This window comes from Xanthomonas hortorum (assembly GCF_011305375.1).
GTDB lineage: Bacteria > Pseudomonadota > Gammaproteobacteria > Xanthomonadales > Xanthomonadaceae > Xanthomonas > Xanthomonas hortorum_E.
The window spans coordinates 311,650-334,107 of record NZ_VCME01000007.1 but is presented as its reverse complement, the minus strand read 5'-3'; the positions used below and the strand labels follow the sequence as shown (position 1 = coordinate 334,107).

General features: G+C 58.7%; 13 protein-coding genes and 1 pseudogene. 5 read left to right on the top strand and 9 right to left on the bottom strand.

Annotated features, from left to right (window positions below):
- Positions 1-235 precede the first annotated feature (235 nt).
- From FFY45_RS22370 to FFY45_RS09210, 4 genes and pseudogenes are all read right to left on the bottom strand, one after another.
- Positions 236-370, bottom strand: a pseudogene (locus FFY45_RS22370) (ESPR domain-containing protein); the annotation flags it as partial.
- A 1,011-nt stretch (positions 371-1,381) separates the two neighbouring features.
- Positions 1,382-4,273, bottom strand: a complete 2,892-nt coding sequence (locus FFY45_RS09220) for a winged helix-turn-helix domain-containing protein (RefSeq protein WP_176340202.1) — start codon at positions 4,271-4,273, stop codon at positions 1,382-1,384.
- Positions 4,274-4,824: 551 nt separating this feature from the next.
- Entirely contained in the window at positions 4,825-5,508 is a 684-nt protein-coding gene (locus FFY45_RS09215; protein ID WP_176340253.1) for a thermonuclease family protein, read from the bottom strand.
- Positions 5,509-5,687: 179 nt separating this feature from the next.
- Complete coding sequence (locus tag FFY45_RS09210) at positions 5,688-5,858, bottom strand: JAB domain-containing protein (RefSeq protein WP_176340201.1); 171 nt, start codon at positions 5,856-5,858, stop codon at positions 5,688-5,690.
- Positions 5,859-7,211: 1,353 nt separating this feature from the next.
- Between FFY45_RS09210 and FFY45_RS09205 the strand changes: the two genes are divergently transcribed.
- The gene (locus FFY45_RS09205; protein WP_176340200.1) at positions 7,212-7,388 is read left to right on the top strand and encodes a hypothetical protein; all 177 of its coding nucleotides are present in this window, start codon (positions 7,212-7,214) and stop codon (positions 7,386-7,388) included.
- A 30-nt stretch (positions 7,389-7,418) separates the two neighbouring features.
- Here the strand turns inward: FFY45_RS09205 and FFY45_RS09200 are convergent, their stop codons facing one another.
- From FFY45_RS09200 to FFY45_RS09180, 5 genes are read right to left on the bottom strand one after another with little or no spacing between them, the layout of a single operon-like run.
- On the bottom strand, positions 7,419-7,991 hold the full coding sequence (locus tag FFY45_RS09200) for a hypothetical protein (RefSeq protein WP_217902505.1): 573 nt from the start codon (positions 7,989-7,991) through the stop codon (positions 7,419-7,421).
- Positions 7,992-7,995: 4 nt separating this feature from the next.
- Entirely contained in the window at positions 7,996-8,454 is a 459-nt protein-coding gene (locus tag FFY45_RS09195; protein WP_176340199.1) for a very short patch repair endonuclease, read from the bottom strand.
- Positions 8,454-10,112, bottom strand: coding sequence for a DUF2357 domain-containing protein (locus FFY45_RS09190; protein ID WP_176340198.1), 1,659 nt, complete (start codon positions 10,110-10,112; stop codon positions 8,454-8,456). The genes FFY45_RS09195 and FFY45_RS09190 overlap by 1 nt, the downstream gene beginning before the upstream one ends.
- 3 nt (positions 10,113-10,115) lie before the next feature.
- Positions 10,116-11,795, bottom strand: a complete 1,680-nt coding sequence (locus FFY45_RS09185; RefSeq protein ID WP_176340197.1) for an McrB family protein — start codon at positions 11,793-11,795, stop codon at positions 10,116-10,118.
- The gene (locus tag FFY45_RS09180) at positions 11,761-13,266 is read right to left on the bottom strand and encodes a DNA cytosine methyltransferase (protein ID WP_176340196.1); all 1,506 of its coding nucleotides are present in this window, start codon (positions 13,264-13,266) and stop codon (positions 11,761-11,763) included. The genes FFY45_RS09185 and FFY45_RS09180 overlap by 35 nt, the downstream gene beginning before the upstream one ends.
- Positions 13,267-13,765: 499 nt before the next feature.
- Between FFY45_RS09180 and FFY45_RS09175 the strand changes: the two genes are divergently transcribed.
- Genes FFY45_RS09175 through FFY45_RS09160 form a run of 4 tightly spaced genes read left to right on the top strand, consistent with a single transcriptional unit; the run spans position 13,766 to position 22,359 of the window.
- A complete protein-coding gene (locus FFY45_RS09175; protein WP_176340195.1) occupies positions 13,766-15,817 on the top strand; it encodes a UvrD-helicase domain-containing protein in 2,052 nt (683 codons plus the stop codon).
- Complete coding sequence (locus FFY45_RS09170) at positions 15,745-18,900, top strand: helicase-related protein (RefSeq protein ID WP_255171910.1); 3,156 nt, start codon at positions 15,745-15,747, stop codon at positions 18,898-18,900. Before FFY45_RS09175 ends, FFY45_RS09170 begins: the two co-directional genes overlap by 73 nt.
- A complete protein-coding gene (gene drmB / locus FFY45_RS09165) occupies positions 18,887-20,716 on the top strand; it encodes a DUF1998 domain-containing protein (RefSeq protein WP_176340193.1) in 1,830 nt (609 codons plus the stop codon). Before FFY45_RS09170 ends, drmB begins: the two co-directional genes overlap by 14 nt.
- A 2-nt stretch (positions 20,717-20,718) precedes the next feature.
- Positions 20,719-22,359: a nuclease-related domain-containing DEAD/DEAH box helicase gene (locus tag FFY45_RS09160; protein WP_176340192.1), complete on the top strand. Its 1,641-nt coding sequence runs from the start codon at positions 20,719-20,721 to the stop codon at positions 22,357-22,359.
- The last annotated feature ends 99 nt before the right edge of the window (positions 22,360-22,458 follow it).

Sequence of the window (22,458 nt, the reverse complement as noted above, 5' to 3'; positions counted from 1 at the left end):
GCGCCGTCGAGAGCGAGCCTATCGCTTGCGAGACGTACCCAAAGGCGGCGGAATTGTTTCTCGTCGCCTTTGCACTGTCGCCGAACACGGTGGATCCCCCTTCACCGGCTTCGGCGTTTACGCCGCACGCGAAAGAGTTAGCCCCTCCTAGCACGGCACCGCCATTGTCGTCGTCCACGACGGCGTTATAAAGATCGCATCTGCGTTGGGCGTTGACCTCTGCTGCCCCGCCGAGCATAAAAACCAAGAGCACCGGTGCCAGGGCCCGCGAGGCCCCACGAGACTTCTTCTTGCCGCCTTTCGCCAATTCGGACGCGACGACCCACGTTCCCAGGCTCTTGCTCCACACCTTGCAATAAATAATGTTCATCGGTCATTCCCTTGCGCCCATCGGCGCATCGACAGCAATTGAATGAATACCGATCACAGACCGATATTCGCCCGCGGCTAATACGCCCCATAAAGGGCGAACCGTGTAGTGTCGGGATGGGCAACCGCTGTATATCGAGCGAGTCGCCTTTTCAAATAGATTAGCCAAGCCAGCGATCAAAGGATCCTTTGGATCTTTCCGCTGTTCTGCGTGTGCCACTCCCCCCTGCGGAAGCCACAATAGGCAACGACATCACGATCAGCATCTAAGGAGATATATTTTTTTTGTTATTTCTTCGCAGACCGTTGAGCATTCTGGCGAGAGGAGAGGAAGCTGGGAACCACTATGGCCGCACTTGGCGATATGCCCGCAGCTTGCATGGGCGCTTGTAGTTCAATGAGTTATACCGAAATCCAAACTCACAACTTGCTGCTTGAGCGGCTCCGCGCCGTCAGAAGCGCTGCAGCTGAGCGCCATCCAATCCGTCTAGTTAATACGTGGTGTTTAAACACTCATCCAACCCGAGCTATCCTTAGAGGACTTTGATGAAACTGCCATGACCCAATCCGAATTCAAGATTTCATGGCCTCGCCATGCGAACCAGGCACCCTGCACATCTCTCCGAAGCGGGTCATAGCTGTTCCTGGGATCCGGGCGAAGGACTTAACGGCGATAGCCCATTCCAATTCCAATCTCTCCGGAAATTTCATCGCCCGCGACAACCAGGCTACGGCGAGCCTGCGGCGCTGTTTGCGAAACCTCGCGCGAATGGTGTCGGCTGCACACGCCAACCATTTAAAATACCGAGCAGCTGATATACCGGTTAAGGCATTATTCGCCGCCATAGTTGGACTAGCGCGGCGCCTTTAAAATATAGACTTCATTCACGCACCGAAGAACTGATTCCGCCGCCTCTTCTGCTCCAGCCACGCTCCGACCTTGCGCTGTAGCTCAATCGCCGTGGTGCGAACACGCGCCTGAAATTACAGCAGCTACGGATGGGTCCGCGCGCTATGGCGGCGGCCACCCCGAACCGGCGGACCGCCCGCCAGTCTTTGCAATCAGCGCTTCGCGCTCTGCGACGCTGCAGTCATCCTGCATGATGCCCGCAGGCAGCAGGCGGTGGACCTGAAGCTCCATAGCGACGTCGCCGAGGCGGCGGGCTTCGCGATGCAGCCTCGATGCGACCGCTGCGGCCTCGCCCATGTCGCCACGTGCGCGCGCGTCCCAGGCCTCAAGCAGGTCCAGTCGGCTGAGCAAGGACCAGGCGTCGCTCGGAAGGAGTTTCCTGGCTTCGGCAGAATGCGACCGGCTCAGCGCCCACACCCCTCGGGTAGCAGCGCTTTCGGCCTGGCCGACGCGCACCGCCGCGACCAACATCGTGTAACCGGTCGGCTGCAATTCGGGCAGAACCTTCGCATAGATACGCTCGGCACGATCGGTATCTCCCAGGCGCACGGCGATCGCGGCGATGCCGATCAGGTGCGCCCACTGACTGGGCGCCCCCATGACCGGTGACTTCTCCGCCTGCTCCAACAAGGCAGCTGCTCGCCGTCGATCACCGGAAACTAGCTCGAGGCGGCTTTCGCTGAGGATCGCGGAGGGCTCTGCGAACCAATAGTCCGCCTTCGCGCATCGCTCCAGGCTTTGCCGCGCTTCCGGGAGGCGCCCCAGCTCGATCAGGATGTCTGCGCGGCTGCAGTTCAAACCCGCCCGAATTCCCGTGTCCGCTTGTTGTTGCACGGGGATGGGCTGCAACTCCTCCGCATTGCCCAGTGCAGACAACGCGTCCTGGTAGCGTCCACGAATAAAGGCCAGCTTTGCCACGCGCTGCCCGTAGATGTACACCGCGCCCGTTTGCAGATTCGCGTTGCGCAGCCGAGCGATGCTCACATCAGCGTCGGCAAATTGCCCCGTCTGGATCAGGTCATCGAGCAGCAAGACGCCGATCTGGCGCATCGAATGCACGTCCCCTGATGTTTCCGCCACCGAATAGGACTGCTGCAACCTGGTGCGGTAAGTGGCGATGTCGCCCCTGCCAGCCAACCTGCCGGCACTGGCCATAAGGGCCATGATTTCCAGTCGTCGGTAACCGCCCGCGCGGGCAGTCGCCAGCAGTTCGTCCATGCCGGCGTCGCCGTCCGGGCGGGGAGGCCCGGTCATCTGTGCGAGAAACCGCGAATGCAGGGCCCGGGTCGAATTGCCAGCTTGGTCGTAAAGGTCGGCGGCCCGCCCGTACCAGGGCGAGGCGCCGCGCTCTGGATGCTGGCCCGTATCGGCCATGGCCAAGGTCAGCATGGCGTCCGCACGCTCCAGCGTCCATCCGGGCCCCAGCTCTCGCAACATCTTCTCCGCAGCAGTGGCCAGCGCGCGCGAGCTGTCCAACTCGCCCATCATGCGGTAAGCATCGGCGCGGTACTGATCCTTGGCGATGCGTACGCTGACCGGCTCGTGGTCGTTGGACATCGCCGCCAGCCGCAGCTGTGCATCCTTCGGTCGTCCGACTGCCAGCAGCAGGCGCACCTGTTCCAGCCGGTAGGCGGCCTTCTCCGGATAACGTTCGATCAGTGACGAATAGGCTTCGAGTGCGTTGCGTTCGCTCGCTGGATCGAGCGCCAGACGCTTCGCCTGCAAATGCGCGTCAACCCCAGCGGGCACCGGCGCCAGCAGCCGCACCGCCGCTTGCATCTGTGCGTTCGCCACCGCCGAGTTGTACAACTCGGCCTGGGCCTCGGCCAGTTGCAGGCGCATCAAACCAAAACGCGGCGCCATCGCGACCACCTCCGCGCCGATTCTGGCCACCGCCATCCAGTCGCGCTGGCGGCGTGCGTCCGCTGCCTGGGCATAGCGCTCGGCCGCGCGCGCGCTGAACTCCAGCGTGGGCCACGGCCGCTGGTCTTTCGGCATCAGCTTGGCCACGACTTGACGCGACACCGAGTCGATCAGCGCGGGCGCCTCGGATCGATCGCCCTTCGCTTCGAAACGCGCTTCCTTGCCGTCGCGCAACAAGCGCGCATAGACCGCGATCCGCTCGGGAGCGTCCGGTAAACGCTCCGAGGACAGGAACACCACATCAACCGACGACGGGCCGCCGCCAGCCGCCAGATCGCTTTGCGCGATCAGGTTGACTTCCGACAGGCTGTCCAGCTTCCACGACAGCCATTGCTCCAACAGCGTCGTCGCCCACGTCGTCGAGTCGTGTTGATCGTGTGCCGCCACGATTGCCACCGCCCGCCCTTGACGGTCGGCAGTCGCCCGCCAGGGTTGTCCCACCACCGACGCAACAACGACGCAGACCAACACCAGTGCGGCTGCGGCCGAGCCCCACAGATATCGGCCTCTGATCGGAGCCATCTGAGGCGGCGCACTCACCGCTGGCCACGCGGACTCGCGCACCATCACCTGGTCTCCAGCGGGTTGCGCATTCGCCACCACCACGGGGACCGCGGCAGGATCGATGCTTTCGAGCGGGGAAGTAAGGCGCGGGAGCGCCTCTGCCACCGCCGGCTCGATGGCCCTGGCTGAGGCGTGGGCGTCGGGCGCGTCCTCGGCGGACGGCAACTGCTGAAACCATTGCAAAGGTCCCGGAGACTCGAACACATAGCCGCTCTTGGCGACCGTGCGGACCCAGTTCTTGCGCGCCTCACCCAGCGCTTTGCGCAGCAGCCAGATGTTCTGCGACAGGTTGGAGTCTTCGACGATCGTGCCCGCCCACAGACGGTCGAACAGTTCGGTGCGCGTGTGAACCCTGTCCGGTTCGGCCAGGAACAACAGCAATAGATCGAAGATGCGCTGTGGCAACTCCACGCTCTGTCCGGAATGGATCAGCCGGCGGAAACGCAGATCCACCGTTAGATCGGCCAATTGCAAAAACCGGGCATCGGAAGGCCAGGGGCCGGTCATGGCGATGTCACCTTGCGCAAGTGTTCATGCGTCGCAGGGCGAACGGGCGGATCGGCGAGCCGCCTCACTGCAAATGCCCGATTGAAGTCGCACTTTCTGAAGTCGCACCCTCGCAATCCCAGCCCCGCTCCCGTCTGCAGACCGAACAGCCATGCGCATAATGCATTGCTGAATCATGATGCGACCTATGCCAGCGATCGGCAAGCCCAGCACATGACAGTGAAGTGGACACCGTCACAATCGGAAAGAAAGAGCGTCGGAGCATTCGGAGACGACAGCCGATCCGACGCGAAGCAGTCCTCGCGGCCGCGAAGCGACGCAGCGTCGGGTACCCATCGGCACAGCCCCAGCTCACCGTGCGCGACGGCGTCGAGCGTCTGGAAGAATGCCAGCAGCTTGTTGGCCGCGCCGCTCGCCATGTCATCGCGCGACACCGGGACTGGCTGTTCCTCCGCAGCGGTCAGCCTGCTTGCCTTGCTGTTCCGGTGAGTGCCGCGGCCAATGACGCCAGTTCGATCAATCGGCTACCCGCGCTTGTGCAACAGCGGGCATCAACGCTTTGCCGGCTGCCATCCGGCCTCCAAGGCTTCTCTGGAACTGCAGAACATCCGCTCGCCACGTGCGGTCGCAATGGAGGTGCGTTCGTAGTCGCGTTGACCGGGCATGTGGAAAATCTTTTTTCCCTTGCTGGAGATATTCCCTTTGACCTTGCAACCCGCGATGGCAGCAGTCGATGCGTGGGATGACGCCTTGACCGATGACGCGCGTTTGGCGCGTCGGAAGTCCGATGGCATCTGAAAGGATCCGCTCCAGATGTTGCGTTTTTGCTGCTGGGCGATGCGTTCGTCTGCGACGAAGGAGGTGGCGTATTGGCGATATGCCACTGCCCAACCCGAGCGGACCATCCAGCCGTTGAGGGACTGTCCTTGGACGAAGCACTCCGCAACGACCCTTCCATAGCGATCCATGTCGTGCGGTTCACACCGCACGGTTTTGTCTAGCAGATGGCTGTCCAGCGCTGCGGCTGAGCGTCGACCACACGGCCAAGCACGCCCGTCCTTGGCTGTGCACTGCTGTGCGCTTTCCGGGGCATCGATGCCCCAAAGACGGATGCGCTTTTGAGCGACGGTGATGGTGTCTCCGTCGGTCACCGTCGCGCGGCCGACAAGCTCTTGTGCGAAAACGGATGAAGCAATAAGTGCGAGCGAAAAAAGCAACGAACATCTGAACAACATCAACAGCAACTTCCTTCAAGAAAATCGGCAACGCGCGGTCCTTTCTGCTCGCCTTGTTCGCAACGTTTCAGCCGGTTGGCTGTGTCAGGTCGGCTCCGTCGGCCTGAGCGCCGGGCAAGCAATAGATGCGTGCCAAAACAGCCCGGCACTGTAGCGGGAAGCGGCTGCGAAAGGGAGCGCTATACCCAACCCCCTTGCCGCCAGGCTGACGTTCTTCTGGCCGCGATGACCAGGTGGTCAAGGACCCGCATGTCGAGCAGGCTCAGTGATTGCTGCAGGCGCTTGGCGAGCTGGCGGTGGGCTTCGCTCGGCTCCGGATTGCCCGATACGGGGTGGGCCCTGGTGCCCACCCTGCAATCGACTACAGGCCACGCTGTTCAAGGATCCGGGCTTCATCGCGCATGCCCGGCTTCGTTGCTGCGCCCCAAAACGCCAATCTCGCCCCTGTGCTGGGGGCTAGTGCCCTCATCCATGCCCCCAATCACGCCGGATTCGAATGAATCGAGGTGGACACGCAAGGACCTGCAGGCAACAAAAAACCCCCGATTTCTCGAGGGTTTTTGACTTTTACGGACTTCTCTGGGAGGTCCATCTGGTGCGCCCGGAGGGCTTCCAATAGTCCATATAAAGTCATGATTTTCAAGATTTTATTTGGAAGCAGCCTGTATCAATGCCCCCGAAAATGCCCCCGGGGACATTGGATGTCTAAACACAAGGCTGGACAACCAGATGCAGATAAACCGCAGCCGAACAAGCTCGATTAAGCGGTGATAGCTCATGCTTTGCCCCATCCGCGACGTTCACCGAAGATAGACGTACAGCTGGCACCTAGCCCAGCAGCGTGGCCTCCAGTTCTCGGTACCCCTGCACCCCGTCGGCCCATTCGCGGACGGCAACATCTACACGACGAGCCTTGGCAAAACTTGTTTGATACCCAAGCTACTGGGGAGCGAGCAACACCGGGCATATCTTCGCATTGGCTCAATCGAGCTTTCCGGCCCTTGAGCGGTTGCAAGCCTACGAGACTGCCGTACAAGCCGGTCGACGCCACTGAACGTGAAGTATGGGCTGTGCGCGCCGAACGCCATCTATCACAGCCTCGGGGGTCTGATAGTCGTCGCGTGCCGCTATTCTCAGAACTGCGGAGACATACAGGCGAGCAGAGGGTCAATTGCTCAATTACGTCTTCCAACAAGCCATGGCCGTGTGGGATAACAGACCAGGCCACCAATTGAGAGGGTTGATAAGGCAAAAGCCCTCACGCTGCGCCTGAGCTGCGTCCGGGCCGACGCCTTGAACCACCGCTTGAAGAGCACGGAAGCAGAAGCATGACTATCCACGAAGTCCTCGCCCAAGAACTCCGAACTGCCCACTCGACATGGCCAGCGCTGGAGCTCTGAGGAACTTAGAGAACTAATCGACGGCCTCGAGCGCGGCATAGATCTGGATCAGCTTGCCTGCAGCCACCAGCGGTCACGCTCAGGCATCAGTGCGGCGGCAGCCCGCATTCTTCCTGAGCAGATGCGGCGGGCAACGCAAACGCACCCAATTGCCGTCCTAGCCCAGTACCTACTGCAACAGCAGAAGAGTCTACAGACCTCGACGGTCGACAGAGTTCCTACCGATTCCGTATTCCAGAGCGAACCCAGGCTGATTCCGCAGGGGTCTTCAGCGAGTGAGCCTTCGGCCTCAAGTACATCGCCATGATTGAGGTAGCGAACCAGAAGGTTCAAAACGCGCCAACTGCAGATGAAGTGCTGTCGATCGACCACACCGACGTGCCCATGTCAGTGGCCGTCGCGATTCAGAGCCTGGGCAACAAGCGCGACCGTTATGTTCTAGAAATGCACTTGGGTGTACGTGGCCAACGTCTGCCGTAGACGCGCTTGAAGCGCGGCCCGAGTTCAGTTTTACTGTTTTACCCGATGAGGGAGAACGCGATCAAGCACCACGCAATTCGTCCGGATCGACCGCTTGTTCTCTGGCGCCCCAGGATAAAGCTGGCGGCCGCAGTCGAGTGCTCGTTTAGAGCGTGATACGTACCATGCATTCATCCGTGTGTCCCAGCTTCGAACGACACAGAACTGTTCCCAATCCAGTTCGACGACCCTCTCCAAAGTAAAGCTTTCATCCAGTAAAACAATAAGAATGAACTCAAACAGCTGACGTTCCGGAGCCAGCGGGTCCGGATATATGGTTCCCGTCTTCTGGGCTCTCTGAAGCGTCTTGATGGAATAGCGATTTCCAGCTCGGGAGATGGCGTCGATGCTCTTGGTGCCTCGCGGAGCAGGAACAAGAACTGGCAGATCAGTACGCTCTTTGAAGAGAGAGATTGCCAGCTTCTCGCCAATCTCGCCCACATTAAAATTAAGTCCACGCTTTCTTGCTTCGGCGTCGATCTGGGCGCGTAGCGCAAGGAGCTGGATGTCATCGAGCTGACCTACATCAAAGGAGATGGTGCCAGACTGCTTTTTAATGTTCATGCTTCTACTCCGCTCCACGGATACTGATCTGCGCGACCCCACTTGAGAGCAGGAACGAGCGGCACTGCTGTAAGACCTCTTTAGCCCCCTTTCTTCCGGGTCCCTTGAGGCTACACTCCCACACAATGGCGACTTGCCAGCCCTTTTCGAGAAGGGAATTTTCTACTCGTTTATCGCGAACGCGGTTCGAGGCAATTTTATCTTTCCAAAAGTCCCTTCGGGTTGTGGGAAGCTTGAACAAGGAGCAGTCGTGTCCGTGCCAAAAGCAACCATGCACGAATATCACCGCACGGTAGCGTGGAAAGATAAGATCGGGGCGACCTGGAAGTGATCGATCCTGGAGCCTGTATCGAAAACCTAGTGCATGCAGTCCGCGTCTGATGATCATCTCCGGCTTGGTATCACGCCCGCGGATCCGGCTCATATTGAGCCGGCGTTGATCAGGCGTGAGAACGTCGGCCATCAGATGCTTCCTGCGGCGTCCGCGACGATAGTCCTGAGCGCACTGCGCAGCGCCTCGCCGCTCATGCCAGGGCGCAGGGTGATGGCGCCGAACCGGAACTTCTCTCGGTATTGGGGATGAAAGAGCCGGCCGGGGACCGGCGTCTTCTTGAAGTCCTCTCCGATCACAGGGACATGAGGTGTGAGCAGGTAGGCGGCAGTCACTAGGCCGGAGACTTGGTCATTGTCTGCCTGCGTTACAAGCGCATCCCGATATGTGTGGATCGAGTTGAGCGCATCGTTCAGCCCGTCATTGATCCGGTATTTGGCATCAAGCACGATGACCTGCCTCTGCGCTGCGTTGAAGCCGGTGCCGGTAAAGACTACGTCGGGCACCATGGTTCTGCTGAAGCTGCCTTCTCCGCCGGGCTCACACCAGTACTCGCGGTAGCGTCTCTGAAAGCTGATGAGCCTGTCAGGCCCGACGGGCACGGTAACCGAGCCTGAAGACAGCGTCAGCCCGCCAGCGGCGTCGGTGGTGAACAGGCCACTGAGATCGGCACCTTCCTGTCCGTATTCTTCGATCGCTGCACGAAGAAGTCGCAGAAAACACCAAAGTTCGTAAAGCTCGTAGGTTCTGGCCAGCGGCATCTGCAGAAAGTCGCCGAAAAGTGCTGCAAGACCGAGATTCATGTCCTGCCACAGCCGGTAGAGACGGCTGTAGGCCGGATCGCTTCTGAACAGTGGCGACATTTTCAAAGTGGCAGGCGAGCTCCCAACGTCTGCCAGAAACCCGCTGCGGACTATGCCGGACAGCTTGCGTGCGACGCGTCGTGAGCGTACTGACCAGCTCCCGGAGGTGCTGACCATTTCCGGGTCGTCTTTCCGTGCAAGACCTTCCAGCGTGTCGGCGATGCTGCTCAGCCATGCAGCCCATGCCTCAAGGCAGGCCTTGATCTGGCGATGCTCGGCTATGTCCGCACTGTTGCTCCGGCGCCGGGTGGTGATCTGCGCGGGCAGGCGCCCGCCGAGCGCTTGTGGCAGCCTTGAGGGCGCACGTGTTTCTTTCAATACCACGCCCTTCCTGAAAGATCTGATGATCTCAGGTCCGGTCAGGCGGCTTGCGCGATGAAAGGGCAATGTCACCAGTTCGGACTGAAGGAAATTCCTTGGGAAACGTCCGATCGTATTGACCGCCTCGATGATTGCTTCTGCACGCGAGTGCAGGAACTCAAGGCGTGCGAGCGGCGGCGGGCGGTTCCCCGGCTGGCGCGCGATACCTTTACGGAAAGCACTCAAAGAAAAAAGCGAGAAGGTATCTTCAAGAACTTCGCGCACCATGGCGTCGAAGTCGTCCCGGGTGAGCTTGCGTAGGTCAGGATCAGTTGTGATCTCCAAACGCTGCGCCCCTGAGCCTGGAAGCTTCAGCGCAATCTGGACTGCGCCTGCGTGAAATCCAGGCGTCCATCTCCACCGTGCTGTATCCGCTTTTTTTGAGCGCAGCGCTTCTGCCGGCACATCGTCGATAAGCAGATCGGCCTCAGGCGCCTGATCGCTGTCGCGCAACTCAAACAAGTAGGAGGCAGCCTCGCGGATGCATCCAGGAGGAATGTTGTCCCGTGCGGGCCAGACTTGCCAGCTCTGGCCGCCACCTTCGCTATGTATGTGGAGCGAACTCATACTTCAGCGCATTGCCTGAAAGGAGCCGAACTCGTCCAGATCATCCTTTAACTTCCTGATGTAGCTGAGGGTGCGAGGAAGGCCCTGGCATGCTTTCTCAAGTGCGGTGAGCAAAGGCCGCTGGCGCTCAGAGCCTCGAAGCTTCACCAAAATCTTCTGAACGAGAAGATCGTCAGTGACCTGATCTGCAGGGCTCTGGAGGTGCGCGGCGTCGAATGCGTGATAGCGGACGAACTCTTCGAGCACCCGGTATCCAAAGCCCTGGCCGTGCTGCTGCATCAATCCATGGATCTCGAGAAGCTTGTCGCGGGCGGCATCGCATGCAGCCCGCAGCTCATTACTGCGCCCGGCCAGCGAGACAAGAAAGCCTGCCGCATCAACCGCTGACATGTCGATCACCGTAGCGCGGTCCAGCACTTTGTCACTGACCGGATTGGTTGTCTCATCAATGTTGATCGTGCCGATGATGTACAGATTGGACGGCAGCGGGATCTCTGCGCGCACCGACGATCCGGTCGTGCCCTCCAAAGGAACACTGTTGGAGTGTAGTTGCAGCGCTCCACCGGTCTCGATTGCCGAGAGCATGTCGGAGAAGTAATACTCCACACGCGCAAGATTCATCTCATCCAGGATGACGAACACCGGCGATTCGCGATGTGCAGTGGCCACCAGTACGGCTTCGAGAAAGGTAGGCACCACGTATCTGTTGGTCAGGACATCGTGATAACCGGTTAGACCTGCAGGGTCAGTCCACTCCGGACGCACCGGACACACGAACAGCAGGGGATCTGCAGCTGTGTCAGAGTTCAAGCCATGGACGGCACGGGCATATTTCAGTGCCAGCTGGGTTTTGCCTGTCCCGGAGAGCCCGGACAAGATGACGAAATGCTTGTGCTCAAGGAAGTTCAACGCGGCATGGAAACGCCGGACCTCGCCGCCGGGATAATGGCCTCCGAGTGCCTCTACTGCGGCTTCAAGCTGGGCTACAGGAATGACCGAGGGCATGCGCCGCATGTCAGCGCTGAGAGAGGCAACGTCCGACCAGATCGACAGCTCGTGAATCTTATCGCTGCCAACCAAGCTTCCGAGCCATCCGATAAACTCACGCGCCAATAGGCTGCGCCTGGCAGAGGCAGTCGGTGGATGCAGCGCGACAACAATCTCATCGGGCTCGGTCGCAGGCCCGAACGGCGCCATGTCGATGTTCAAGCTGCCCCAGAACTGGGAGTTACGCAGCCACAATCGGCCGTCGCCGGCCAGATAGATCGGGACCAAGTTGTTCCTAGGGCTGTATCTGATGCTGGCCTCCGCAAACTCGGTATCGTCGCTGCCGGCAGCAGCCTCCAGTGAGAAATCTGTTTCTGCTTCCTCATTCCGGCCGGCAGCAGCGCCCAGTCGCTTCATCTCGCTGAGCCGGGCAAGAAAGCTGGCTTTGTCCTTGCGGACCAGTACTGCAAAGTAGACCTCATCCTCCGGTGGAAATCTGAGGACGCAGCCGAGGATCACGGCCTCCACGTCTTCCTTGACGGTATCCAGGTTCACTACGCCAAGCTGGATCCCGCCCTCGATGATCTTTGCGCTGTTGGACACCCCGAACAACTCACGCGGTTTTACAGCCTTTGAAGTCTTGAAGTGCTGTTGCGCCGCTTCAAGAAACTGCTTCTGCCGTTCGATGAGACTCATCCGTTGTTTCCTTTTCCGTGGCGTGCTGTCTAATGGTCTTAAGCATGTGCGAAGCCAGAACCCTGGCCATCAGCGGAGGAACTGCGTTACCGATTTGCTTGAATGCCGGGTTCATCGTTCCGCTGAAGCGGAAGCCGTCAGGGAAGGACTGCAGGCGGGCGGCCTCGCGGACCGAGATCGTTCTGGCCTGACTGCTGTCATAGTGGATATGGCTGTAGCCGTCCTTGCCGAGATGGGCCATCAGCGTGCGCGCAGGCTGCTTGCGCCAGATCTTGCGCCACTTGTTCGGGAACTTACTGGCGTCATAAGGCGGAACGATCGAATCCCACAGCGCTTTGTACTTTGCCGAACCCTCGGAGATCTTCTGTCCGCTATTGCGGGCGGCGGCCAGCTTTTCCTGGAACATTTCTACCGCGTGGGCGTAGGCCTGGGGATACTGATCACCTTCGTTCATACGGGCAAACAGATCGTAATCGCGCGGCAGATAGCGGATCACGTGATCGTTGGGGCCTTCACTGGTACCCTCATGCCCGGGCCATGTGCGCATCAGGATTGCATAGGCAGATGGCTTCTTCCTGCCATAGCCTGCGGCCGTGTCAAAACGGCGTGCGCCACGCGAGAGCTTGCCAGTGGCCAGCAACTGTCTAGCATCGATCCGGGGGAGATCTGCCAGCGCATCCTCGGCGGTCACTGCGGGAGGCAGATCCATCGTGGCCGCAGGCGGCGTGACGTACGAGTGGGCTTGGCCGGCCAGACTACGTAGGGTTTTAAGAGCGACCGAGCGCGAGCCCTCATAGCCAGGTGGAAGCACTAGCCAGTTGGTGGGAGCAGGAAAGGACACACTGACGCCAAGTTCCTTCCTGTAGGCGATGAGGAACATACGCTCGCGCATCTGAGGGACGCCGTAGAAAGCAGCGTTGAGCAGGGTGTAGCCGCAGACGTAGCCCTTAGCACTAAGAACCTCGCAGGTTTCCTCTGCAATATTCTGCCCCCCATGGTTGAGGATGTCGGGCACGTTTTCCATCAAGACAGCGAGCGGCTGGAACGTGTCGACGTACTCCAGATACTTCTTGTAAAGCTGAGCGCGGGGGTCATGGATGAAGGCCTCCGGGTGCTCCTCAATCTCTCGGAGCTTGGAGCGACCGACGCGAGCGAAGGCCTGACATGGGGGGCCGCCCACGACGACGTCGAACGCATCCGCAGTGCCGCCCAGACCCATGCGATCACATAGTTCCTCAGGTGTGGTTTGGGTAATGTCGATAGCCTGACTGTGCGCAGGAGCACCGGCATGGAAATTCAGGCCGTGAGAGCGCGCAGCGTCATTGTCAAATTCTACCGATGCCCGCAGCTCGAAGCCTGCAGCTTCAAAGCCGAGGGAGATACCGCCGCAGCCAGCAAAAAGATCCAGCACACGGGGCTTTACCCCAGAACGCAGGCGCTCCAGCTTGCGGAGGATGACGTTGTTACTCATGAATCAGATCCTTGTCGCGATATGCGAAGGGGCAGCTCACGCTGTCCCTGAAATTCGTCCAAAAAGCGTTGCACAGCCATCCGGATGACCCAGGCAGAGGAGACCTGATTGGTATCCGCCAGCGCTTGGATCTGGAGGTGCACCTCCTCAGACAGCATGACAGAGGTCCTGATGGTCTTGCGGTCCGGAGCAATAGACGGTCGGGCCATGGGCTGGGACCAGAAGTGAATGTGGCGCCATTCTGCACCACAATGCGTATAATTGCACCCTCTCCAGGTGCGCCCGCACAAGATTGCCCACTTATATCGTTTCGAGAAATAAAGACGGGGTGCATGTCCCCAGGCTAGCTCTTTAGCGTCTCACTGATGTAGACAGCCTCGGCCTTGAACGACTGCCTAGAGAACAAGGAAAGGCAGATATCCAACTAGAATCTGATCAAAAGGCGGGTTCGCAACACAGTACACTTGGGCATACGTGAACATGGAAGGCGCGTCAGGGGATGTCAGAGGATTTAGAAGTTCGTGTACTGCTGAATGGCAGGGCTATCGCCACGATTTTCCGCCCTCTTAGGGAGATAGACGGGCAGCCAGCGATAACGTTCAAAAAGCAGCTCTGGCCGCTGGTTGCTGGCTCAATTGAGCTCGGAGTAGATCAAGATTCAACTACGCTGAAGCCGCCCTCCTCCGGAACCGAAAAGGTGTTGGTGGTTAACAAGCCGGCGCGAGAGGCTCCGCCAATCCGCGCGCCGCTTCTGCAACCACTCCCACCCGAAAGCGAAGCTCTTGGGCAAGGCGCGCCAACTTGGCAGGGCGATCCCATCAATGAACCGCCGGACGCGCGTTTGTTAGTTGATGCTGGCCCAGGAACGGGAAAAACGCACGCTGCCTGTGCGCGAGTCGCCGCGATGGTTAATCGTGGGATTCCCGCAACTCGTATCTGCCTCGTGAGCTTCACGCGCACCGCCGTTGTGGAAATTCGCAACCGTATCGCCCGAGCTCTCGAAGACCCCGCCGACGCCTCCAGCGTCCGGATCGTTACCCTAGATGCGTTCGCGTGGGCCATCCAGTCTGGCTTCTCACAAGATGCGCGACTCACTGGCAGTTATGAAGACAACATCCAAGCGGCACGTCGTCTGATCCGGGAGGACAGCGACGTTGCTGACGATGTAGCACGCATCGAGCATCTCATCGTCGATGAGGCGCAAGACATTGTCGGACCTCGCGCTGATCTGGTACTCACAATGATTGACGCGTTATACCCGGAAAGCGGAGTAACTGTCTTTGCTGATCGGGCGCAGGCGATTTATGGCTTCGCGGAAGGACATAGCGAGTCACAAGGTACGAATCTACTCGACGCTGTTTCTGCGCTGGGTTTCCATCAGACACGCTTAACCCAGGTTCACCGTACCGCGGACCCGCGCCTCCTCACGATCTTCACCGACCTGCGCCATGAGCTCCTCGAAGGAAAGCGGTCGGACATGGGAAATCATCTCCGAAAAGAGATTCAGCGCCTTGCCCATGGAAAAGTGGGAGACGTGACCAAGCTCGACTTGGCCGAACTCCCCGATGATTCGCTTGTGCTCATGCGGAACCGATTTGACGTCTTGCTTGCGTCCAGTCGCTCTGGACTAATACCACACCGCCTTCGCCTTTCTGGTCTTCCTATCTGCGTACGCGCTTGGGTAGCGCAGCTGTTCTGGGACTACCTGCAGCGACGCATCTCACGAGACGAGTTCGAGAAGCGCTGGGACGCCCGTAATGTCCATGCACCCTTCGATTGCAATGAAGCATGGAACCGCTGCGTCGAAGTGGCCGGCGACTCCGCAGTGACCATTGATCTCCATAAGCTTCGCAGAGTTCTCTCCCGCACGAACCCCCCAATGATCTTCTGCATGGCTGAATTCGGAACCGCCGGACCCATCATCGGCACCATTCATGCTAGCAAGGGGCGCGAAGCGCCGACCGTCTATTTGTATCTACAAGACCGACATGGCCCAGACAAGACTGGGGAAGAGGCGCGCGTGATATTTGTGGGTGCGACCCGTGCGCGCGAGCGCCTGCTGGTCGGCACCACCGGCATGGCTGGTGGCAGCCATACAAATGGAAGAGTGTGGCGTCGTGCCGGCGACTATCTCCAGGTGGAAGTCGGGAGGCACTTCGACCTTGAGCCGCCGGGCCTCGTTGGCAGGCCTTTTTTCACTCGGCAGGATGACGCAATGACGGCGCAGATGGCGTGGCGCTCGCAATCGCAGCGCCAGAGCTTGACGCTGCGTGTGGAGGAGGGCGTGGGCTGGCAGTTCACTCTTACTGACGGTGAACAGCGTCTGGCTGGCATGAGCGAGAGCTTCCGATCCGATATCAGGCAGATAGCTTGGCACTTGAATAAACACATTGGCTGGCTTGGTCATGTTCGATCGATCGGCCTTCGAACAATGGTCGTGGCACCCGAGAGCCCTTACTTGGACACCATGCTCGAGCCTTGGAAATCAAGCGGCTTTCTGTTTTCCCCTCTCCTTACATCTCTTTCGATCGCCAAACCGAGATCCCGTTGATGTCAGCACGCGACAACCTAATCGAGCGCCTTAAGGTCGACCTGATCGGGCCATTCGCCCCTGACGAGTCGATAGATGCAAAGCCGTCTGACGTCTATCTCACTGGCATATTGTGGCCGCAAAACACCGCCATTCCGCCCGATCAGGATGAGCGGCTTGCAATCGCTGGTGGAGACGGCGACAGCAACGAAGAGACTGATGAGGCATCTCAGCCTCCAGCGGCACAGATGCGTCGTCCATCTACAGCAGGGATTTCTTTCGCCTGCGTATCTGACGACGATGCTTTGCCCAGGGTAATTGTTGAGATTGCATGCGGGCGCTATGCGCCACATCCGGAAGAGAAGGGAAAGTGGGTGAGAATTTCTTGTTCGCTACCGCCAATCGAGATTGTGCTTCCCCAAACGAAGGCAGACATTCCTCTGGCTGCTATTGGCATCGAGGGTGTTCGCTTAAATGTGCGTGTGCTTCCCTTCGAAGCAGGCTCTCTTGTGACAATCACGCTAGTTAACGGCGCTACGCCAGAGCGGAGCCGCGAGGCCATCGAGCAGGCAACCTTATTTCAGACCGAAATGATAGTCAGCGCGGCAACCGGGTCGCGGTTGATCACACGCCCAAGCCGAAAGGCGGCTGTAGATGCTGACGATCGCTCCAATGCTCTTCTTTTCAGGCGCTCACGCGAGTATGCAACCGGACACACCTGCTCCGCCCAATGGGACCTAGATAAGCAGGAAGGCGAGATTAATAAAGTGCGAACGGCTTGGATCCCGCAGGCTATAAGCCCCGCCATCAGTCCCGATGGCTCGTCTCACTTCGCGGAATTAGTGAGCAATGGCGCGCTTGCAGCTGCAACGTTGGCGCGAAGCTCCGACAGTGAGCTGGTAGGCCACCTAAGCGCCCTTTGCGAGGCCTACCACGCTTGGCTTGAAGATCAGAGGGCTGCGATTTCTGATATCCCACAGCAGCTTTTGGGAACTGCAGAAGCTCATCTCGGGGAGGTCTCGCACGTGCTCGGGCGGATGCGTTGCTGTATCGATCGCCTCTCATCCGATGCTGCCATGGCAGAAGCATTCCGGCTCGCTAACCTTGCTATGGAAACACAGCGCAAGTGGGGCGGCTCGCCTCTCATCTGGCGGCCTTTTCAGCTCGGCTTTCTGCTCCTCTCCATGGAGTCGACGCTCGATCCGCAACATCCCGACCGGTCTGTAATGGACCTCCTTTGGTTCCCAACGGGCGGCGGAAAGACTGAGGCTTATCTCGGTCTCGTAGCAATGGTCGCGTTCCATCGTCGTTTGATTGGAGCAAGTCCCGAGGATGGCGATGGGGTGGCTTGCATCATGCGTTACACCCTGCGTCTCCTAACCACCCAGCAGTTCATACGAGCTGCGGCCACGGTCTGTGCCTGTGAAGCCATCCGCTGCGGCACTGTCGACCCGGGTCGAAAAGTGAACCTCGGCAGGACGCCGTTTTCATTGGGCCTATGGGTCGGTGGCGACGCAACGCCAAACACGCGCAAGGACGCCTTCGACAACCGAGGTGACCCGTTTAAACCCTCTGCCCGGCAGCTCACTAAGTGCCCGTGTTGCGGTGTGGATCTTGACTACTTGCAACGGCGACCAACTGACCCTGTGGTGATTCGATGCCACAGTGCAGGCTGTGCGCTCTCCAACGCGCCGATCCCTGTATTCGCGGTCGACGAAGACATCTACCAGCAGCGGCCGACAATGCTCATTGGCACCATCGATAAATTCGCGCAGATAGTCCGCAAATCAGAATCAAGCGCACTCTTTGGCGTCGGTACCCCAATGCAGCCTCAGCTTATCCTGCAGGATGAGCTTCACCTGATTGCCGGTCCATTGGGCACGCTGACAGGTCTCTACGAGACAGCAGTCGATATCATCCTTTCGGCCAACGGACATCAACCTAAAATTATTGGATCAACTGCCACCATTCGTCGTGCGCAAGAGCAGGTTCGCGCTCTGTTTGACAGACGCACCTGCCAGTTCCCTCCCCCTGGACTTGATGCTGAAGACTCTGGCTTTGCCGTGCCTGACAAGACGCTTGCGGGACGTTGCTATGTCGGACTTACAACAGCCGGTCGATCCGCAAAATTCACTCTCCAAGCCGTGTCAGCCTCACTATTGAATGGCGCTCTACATGCTTTGGACGAGCAGCATAGAGATCCATACTGGACCCTGCTTGCATACTTCAACTCGCTGAGAGAACTGGGCGGTGCGCTCGTGCTCATGCAGGACGACGTCTCCGACACTCTCGCCCTCCTTGCTGCGCGTACCAGTGCGACGGCCCGTCAGCTATCAGATATCGAGGAGTTGACATCCCGTCGTAGCCAAGCCGAGATCCGCGACATGCTGGAAAAACTGGCTGTGCGCGTTGATCGGCCTGGAGCCGTCGATGTGGTTCTTGCCACAAACATGGTGAGTGTCGGTGTCGATATTCCGCGATTGGGCCTCATGCTCGTAAATGGTCAGCCCAAGACGATGGCGGAATACATTCAGGCAACAAGCCGCGTCGGTCGCGGCAGGGTGCCAGGTCTTGTTGTTGTACTGCTTAACAATGCTAAGCCTCGCGACCGTTCTCATTACGAGACCTTCAGTACTTGGCACTCAATGCTGTATAGGTTCGTCGAAGCAACTAGTGCCACTCCGTTTGCCTCACGTGCTCGTGACCGTGCGCTTCATGCAGTGCTGGTAGCACTCGTCCGACACCTGATTCCTGAAATGCTCGAAAACCCCGCTTGGTCGGAAGCGTCGATCGAAAAAGCGCGCGAACTCACGGGCCTCGTCGCGGCACGCGCTGGACGGATCGACGGAGACGAGACAGATGTGCTTGATGAGCTTAATCGCAGTCTTGATGCATGGATTCGGCGCGCACCAGAAATCTACTGGAAGAGGAAAGGCTCAAGGGCCTCATCTCTCATGCAAAGCGCCGAAGAGGCGGCCGCAAGGCGCGCTACCGGTCGTGTGGTGGGTCAGGCGTGGCCGACGCCAAACTCCATGCGTGGTGTTGAGCCTGCAACGCCCTACCGCCTTGTGTCTGCACTAAGGAACACTGATGTCGCGCAATAAGCTTGGCGATCTACGTCGCAGCGCAGCGGCTTCCCTATTTGGCCCTGGCGCCGTTATCGACTTCCGCGCTGGAGATGCCCCGATCTCCGCTGTGGCAGCTGGCCTTGAAGAATGGGATCGAAACTTTCCACCTGCGGGCATGCGCAACGAGCAGACGGTGCTGGAGGCGCGCCTGCAAAAAAAGCTGGGCGTACAGGGCTTCCGCCTACCTCCCGTTTCGGCTGAAGATTTTGATCGGCCGGACAACAAGGCGCTCGTGGCTATACGCTTTCCAAACTGGTTGCAGTGCCCGCAGTGTAGCAGACTTGCTGAATGGCGGGCTTGGTCAGATGAGTCCGGCCAACCTGGTCTTTACTGCGCTCAGTGCACCCAGCGTATGCCTGGACGCAGGAAGGTCTGGGTGGTGCCCGTCCGTTTTGTGATGGCTTGCGAGGGAGGGCATCTGGATGAGTTCCCGTGGCATGCATGGCTGCGACACAACGAAGGGTGTCAGAAGCGTAGCTTCCTCAGCCTTGTGTCCGAGCGTGCAGGTCTTGCCGGGCTCATCTTGAGCTGCCCGAGCTGCCATGCAAGGCGCTCGATGGATCGCGTGTTCTCCGAGGAAACGTGGGAGACATTTCCGAATTGCCGAGGCAGACGATTGTGGCTTGCAGGAGCCGATGAAACCTGCGAACACAAAGCCCGCGCCGTCCAGCGTGGCGCATCGAATCTCTACTTCCCGGTGGTCGAGTCTGCACTGAGCATCCCCCCATGGTCAGATCAGTTGCAAGAAGCGATGGGTGTGATGTGGGACCAGTTTATGAATGTTGAGGATGCGGACGAGCGCGCGCTGCTTGTGCGCATTCTTGCGAAGAACGAACTCAAACCCGTTCTCGCTGAGCTCGGACTGACGCCGGATGCGTTTGCCGAACAGCTCAATCGCCGTCTTACTTCTCACGAGCAGATCGACACCAAGAACCTCAGGGGTGAAGAGCATCGCCAGTTCACGAGTGGCGTCGCCGACCAAGGGCCGGACCGCGAGTTTGAGATGCGGCCGCAGATTGTGTCCATCGGCATAGATAAGTGGTTCTCGCACCTTGTGCGCGTCGTGCGCTTGCGTGAGGTGAGGGCGCTGAAGGGATTTACGCGCATCCATCCGCCAGGTGACCCTGACTCGCCAAATATTGCGCCAATCTCCGCGCAGCGTCTCGACTGGCTCCCCGCCATCGAGGTGCGCGGCGAGGGAGTCTACCTAGAGATCGATAGTGGTGCGCTTTTGCAGTGGGAGAAGCAGGCAGCAGTCATTGAGCGCATCCGCGTACTGAATGATCGATATCAAGCTGATTGGCGCGAGCGCTTCGGCGCAGAAATGCCTCCGCGCCCGATCACGCCCCGGCACGTGCTTGTGCATACGCTCGCTCATGCCCTAATGCGCCAGCTCACGCTGGATTGCGGTTACTCCTCAACTGCACTTAGAGAACGACTCTACATTGACGAGGGCGATGCGCCGATGGCGGGTCTGCTTATCTATACAGCTACCACCGACGACGACGGCACGTTGGGGGGCCTGCAGCGTGAAGGAGAGCCTGGGCGAATGGAGCGCACCATCGTTACAGCCATTCAGGCTCAGGCGTGGTGCTCCTCTGACCCGCTCTGCATTGAGGATCTTCTCGCAAGCACTGGTGGCATGTCGCTTGCTGCCTGTCATGCTTGTGTGCTCTCGCCAGAAACCTCGTGCGAGGAGTTCAACCAATTTCTCGATCGCGCTCTCCTTGTTGGAACACCTGCGGCTCCATCGCTTGGATTCTTCCATAGCCTCATAGCGGAGCAGTACTAGCCATGGCAACCATGTGGCCGCGCATGCTCCCAGCAGCAATCCGTAGTGAGTCTCGTCGCTCAGCTGAGATTCGCGTATTTGATGCCCTTTCCGCGCAGCTTAGTGCTTCTTGGACGATCTTCTATTCTCGCCCTTGGCTAGGCGAGACTGCATCAGGTGGCGAGATTGATGGCGAGTGTGACTTTGTTGTGGCTCACCCGGACCACGGCGTGCTTTTTATTGAGGTTAAGGGTGGCTCTATTAGCTACGACCCAGCAGACGACCGATGGCAGAGTACCGATCGCTATGGAATTCGTCATCGCATAAAGAACCCAGTCAAGCAGGCCTCTGATAGCAAGCATGCACTTCTTGCAAAAGCTCGAGCGGAACGCGGCTGGCCAAGCGGCTTCATCCGCTTTCGTCATGGTGTAATTTTTCCCGATGTCTCTGCGGTGCCGTTGAGCATGGGGCCAGATAAGCCGCGTGAGCTCTTCGCGACTCGTACTGATCTCGACCAGTTAGCAAACTGGATTTTTAAGCGCCTCTACGGCGGAAATGAGGATCCGTTAGGACAGCAGGGGCTTCGTGTTTTGAATCAACTGCTTGCGCGTCCGATTCAGCTGCACTCGCCACTTTCCTATTCGAGTGCAGACGATGATGAGGCCATCGAGAACTTGACGCCTCAACAGTTCCACATCCTGACTGCATTTGAAGGGCTTCATCGCGTTGCGGTGTCAGGCGGTGCTGGGACGGGCAAGACCGTTCTTGCCTGTGAAGATGCTAGGCGCATCGCGGCAAGAGGGCTACGCACTCTTCTCACCTGTGGATCCTCACAGCTTGCTGAGCACATCCGCGTAGTTCTGCAGGATAGCGACGTCCAAGTTGAGACCTTCGCCGATTTGGCTCACCGAGTAGGAAGAGAGTCCGGGTTACTGACGAGCGGTGCCACGTTGCCAGTTAAGCAGCTCCCTGACTTGGTGTTTGACAGTTTAGCTGCTAGGCCTGACCTTGCCTACGACGCGGTGGTCGTTGATGAGGCGCAGGATTTCACGCCCACGACGTGGATTGCGATCGACGCACTTGCCGGTCTCACCGAATCGTCAATCTTGCACGCCTACTTTGATAGCAACCAAAGAGTTTATGGAGAACTGCGTAGCCACTTCGACTCCTACACGTTGATTCCAATCAGGCTAAGCCGAAATCTGCGGAATACTCAAAATATTCACAAGGCCACGCAACGCTTTTACAGGGGGCCGCTCCTGTCTGCAGATGGGCCTCTTGGTGCCGAGGTTAATTGGATCTTGGCCGAAGATAAAGCGATGGAGAATCACGCTTTAGGCGAGATCTTACGACTGATCAATGCAGAAGGCGTGCTACCAAGTGATATCGCCGTGCTGAGTTGCGATTCAGAGCTCTTGCAAAGTCTGACCTCTCGTTTGCGCGATCAGATCCACGCAGGACTTAGTCTTTCGACGATTTCCGATTTCAAGGGATTGGAACGTCGTTTTATCTTACTGCTCGCAACTCGCGAACTTGCAGATTTTTCAGAGCTAGCCTACGTTGCGCTATCCCGGGCCCGAACGCACCTGACCGTGATAGGATCTAAGCAATTATTGAACTGGCTTGGAACCGATGAGGCCCGTCTTGAGAGCCCTTCGTCATGAGGCTTTCAAGGCATTAGCGGGACATGCTACTGGATCAACTTGTCACAAGCCAGTCTTGCCACAGGTGATGTTTACCGAGAACTGAGGCAAGTTTTGAGG